Origin of the sequence: Luteitalea sp., from assembly GCF_044337415.1 — a bacterium.
Taxonomy (GTDB): Bacteria; Acidobacteriota; Vicinamibacteria; order Vicinamibacterales; family Vicinamibacteraceae; genus Luteitalea.
This window is the reverse complement of record NZ_JBIINP010000364.1, coordinates 1-2,982: the sequence shown is the minus strand read 5'-3', so window position 1 is coordinate 2,982 and position 2,982 is coordinate 1. Positions and strand designations below refer to the sequence as shown.

Below are 2,982 nucleotides of genomic sequence, written 5' to 3'. Positions count from 1 at the left end.
GGCGGCGGTTAGGCAGCTGCCATTCAGGAGCCCAGCCCGAAGACTTGAAGATCCTTCAGCGGTGCCGCGGTGTGCCTCAGGCCTAACAGGCGACGAGCCCTGGAGGCGATGTTCTGGACATGCTCGTGATCACGCCCCACGTCCACGACGTGGCGCCCCAGACTCGAGCGGCTATTCGTGTCGTCGTCGAGGCCTCCCCAGCCAACTAGGAGTACCGCCCGAGCCAGATCATCATGCCTGGCCGCTTCCTCGGCCAGAGCAACGAGCCGCTCCTTGTAGCCACCCTGCGGGTCCAACTCGGAGAGCAGCCAGGCGCCAGCGGCGACTTCGGGCAGATTCGGTGAGCCCGCCACAAGCGTGAGCAGCTCATCGACGGTCGGCGCTGGCTCCTGGATGAGGACGGGACTGCCGCCCCCGTGGTGCCCCGATCCTAGGTAGGTGCGTCGCCACCGTTGCCCCGTAGAGTCGTCGATGAAGAGCGTGTCCCAACCGCCAGACGCCGCGCCGTCTTCGCGAAGTGCGGCAACAAGCTGGGACACCTCTGTCTGGTTCGCGCAGATTCTCACGGTCTGCCTAACGTGCTCCGCTTCAGCCGCGGCGCCTCACGATCGCGCCGGGGCGCCGTCGGCTGCAAGCGGTGGTTAGCCAGCCACCCGGTGCGACGTCTCACGGCCTGTGGCCCACCGACGGGCCATGGCAACGAGGTCATCGCGATACTTCTGCCAATCGTGAAGTGTCTCGGGATCGAAGTCGGCACCGTTGGGCCACTGGATCGTGCCGAACGTCTGATCGAGCTCCACGGCGTTGAAGAGGGTCATGTCCTGAAGAGGCCCAAACAATTCCCCTTCCAGGACTGGTCGAAAGTCGATGCGCTGGGAGGTGCCGTCGGCGAATCGCAAGGCCAGCGTGTACGGCCCGACGACCTCCACGTGCTCGATGCGATGGATGGCGTGACTCATGGGGTGACCTCGCGCTCAGCGCAATGGCTCGATCTTGAGCGGAGGCTTGCCGGATTGCAAGAGGGCCCAGTCCTGCAGCAGTTCCTCGTGGTGGATCTCCGCCCACGCCTCGACCAGTCGCTGTTGCGTGCGCGGGAGATCGCCACCGATGCACTCGACGGGATCGAGCGCGAACACCCCTGTGGCCGCGTGATACACCGCATGGAAGTGGGGTCGATGATGAGGCTCGCCCACCTCCATGAACATTCGGATGATGATCCCGAAGAAGCGAGAGAGCTCGGGCACGTCGTCACTCTACATCGTCGACGACCTGCTCGTCTGGCTAACGTGTGCTTCTGCTGTGGACGCTCCAATAAGAAGGGTTTGGCGGGGCCGCCGCAACCAGCCTAGGGCATCACGGCGGCCCCACCAAACCCATCCGCACCCGCGGCCATCGGCAGCAAGCGTCGTTAGTGCGCCGGCGCGCCGAATACGGGGTTGTCGTGGCCCGGGCGGTACAACCACACGCCGGCCGAGGTGCTCGACCTGCGCGATGTGGAGCGGCTCTTCGTGCTCATTGCGACGCTGGCGAAGAGCCGCTGACCGGCTCAGCGCTCGCGCGTGAGCAACAACCGCTGAATCGCGCGCGGGCGCATCATCACCAGCCCATCGGCCGCCGGCCGGTCGTCGATGGTCATGATCTCCTCGGTCAGCGTGTCGCCACTCACCCGGAGGTGCGTCACGAGCAGCAGCGAGCCGGTCTTGAAGGCGGAGACCAGGACGTCACCGAGGAGCCGGGCGGGGAGCACCACCCCGCCTCCCTCGTCCACCGCATAGTCGTCGGGGCCGGTACCGCGACACAGCCGGTAATCCTTCACCCCCCGCACCACCCCCTGTTCGCGATAGGTGGTCTTCCAGGGGACGCAGGTGGAGTCAGCCACGGGCAACGCGCCAAACTCCATGGTGACGTCCACCGGCGCAACACCGGGGCGCGTGGGGTAGTTCACCAGCGTCCCGCGCCACGTGCCGGCGAGGTCGGGGCGTGACTGCGCGGCGGCCGTTCGTAACGGCATGGTGACGGCGAGGGCGGCACACAACGCCCCCTGTAACAATGTGGTGGCCTTCACGTAGGTTCTCCCAACGATGACGATCACGGAACCTACCACTCCCGACGGCCTCGCGGCTTTCCGGTCGGCCCTGCACGGGCAGTATGCCATCCAGCGCGAGCTCGGGCGTGGCGGCATGGGCATCGTGCTCCTCGCCAGCGACGAAAAGCTCGATCGCTCGGTAAACACGCGCAAGGGTGACTATCGGTTCACGCGGAGGTCGTGCGTTTGCATAACGTGCTCCGCTTCAGCCGCGGCGCCTCACGATCACTGCTGGCGCCGTCGGCTGCAAGCGGCGGTTAGGCATCACGTCCTACGACGCCTTGATGTCGGTGGGCCGTACTGCGACAAGGTCACCGTCCGCGACCGCGCGGATGTCGTTGGGACCGAGCGTGACCAGCGCCTGGGTGCGCCCGGACGCGGCGACGAACTCGACCACGAAGGCATCACTTCCGCGCAGGTCGACGACCGAGCCGAGATCGCCGCACCTCAGGCCTTCTGCGGGGAGGTCACGCGTGAGCACGACGACGTCCAGGAGGTGCGGGGTCATCTCGAGTCTCCGGGATAGGCGGTCACGAATCGCGGACGGTCCTCGCCGGCCCGGACGAACCACACGCTGGTCACGAGCGCCGGCGCTCCGGTCGGTCCTCGCAGCATACCGCGAATGGTGAACGACTGGCCGAAGGCGTCCACCGGCCCGACCTCGGCAGCCTGTGCCAGATGCTGCTCGCGTAGCGCCTGCGCGAACAGCTGCCAGTCGGCGGCCGTGAAGCCGAGCCGCGCAAAGAACCGCGCCTTGAACCGCCCCACCGGGTGACTGGCCGACAACAGGTAGCCTTCCAACTTCGCCCGGTCGATGATGGCGAGATTGGCGTTCGGCAAGTCCACGCCGCATTCTAGCGTCGTCCTGCAGCGCGCTCTAGTGGATGCCTAACGTG

At 66.6% G+C, this 2,982-nt stretch carries 6 protein-coding genes; all 6 read right to left on the bottom strand.

Annotated elements, in window-relative coordinates; translation table 11 throughout:
- Positions 1-23 precede the first annotated feature (23 nt).
- Positions 24-566, bottom strand: coding sequence for a hypothetical protein (locus ACIRDX_RS22360; protein ID WP_396627628.1), 543 nt, complete (start codon positions 564-566; stop codon positions 24-26).
- A 75-nt stretch (positions 567-641) separates the two neighbouring features.
- The gene (locus ACIRDX_RS22355; protein WP_396627627.1) at positions 642-959 is read right to left on the bottom strand and encodes a DUF2442 domain-containing protein; all 318 of its coding nucleotides are present in this window, start codon (positions 957-959) and stop codon (positions 642-644) included.
- 15 nt (positions 960-974) lie between these two features.
- Positions 975-1,244, bottom strand: coding sequence for a DUF4160 domain-containing protein (locus ACIRDX_RS22350; protein ID WP_396627626.1), 270 nt, complete (start codon positions 1,242-1,244; stop codon positions 975-977).
- Between the two features lie 302 nt (positions 1,245-1,546).
- Positions 1,547-2,011 (bottom strand): hypothetical protein, encoded by a 465-nt coding sequence (locus ACIRDX_RS22345; protein WP_396627625.1) that lies wholly within the window; start codon positions 2,009-2,011, stop codon positions 1,547-1,549.
- Between the two features lie 346 nt (positions 2,012-2,357).
- Complete coding sequence (locus ACIRDX_RS22340; protein ID WP_396627624.1) at positions 2,358-2,594, bottom strand: DUF4926 domain-containing protein; 237 nt, start codon at positions 2,592-2,594, stop codon at positions 2,358-2,360.
- Positions 2,591-2,932 carry a DUF6883 domain-containing protein gene (locus ACIRDX_RS22335; RefSeq protein WP_396627623.1) on the bottom strand — a complete coding sequence of 114 codons (342 nt, stop codon included), beginning with the start codon at positions 2,930-2,932 and terminating at the stop codon, positions 2,591-2,593. The genes ACIRDX_RS22340 and ACIRDX_RS22335 overlap by 4 nt, the downstream gene beginning before the upstream one ends.
- Between the last annotated feature and the right edge of the window lie 50 nt (positions 2,933-2,982).

Coding starts and splice junctions, on each gene's coding strand:
- ACIRDX_RS22355 (WP_396627627.1), bottom strand. CDS start 959: ATGAGTCACGCCATCCATCGCATCGAGCACGTGGAGGTCGTCGGGCCG.
- ACIRDX_RS22345 (WP_396627625.1), bottom strand. CDS start 2,011: ATGCCGTTACGAACGGCCGCCGCGCAGTCACGCCCCGACCTCGCCGGC.
- ACIRDX_RS22340 (WP_396627624.1), bottom strand. CDS start 2,594: ATGACCCCGCACCTCCTGGACGTCGTCGTGCTCACGCGTGACCTCCCC.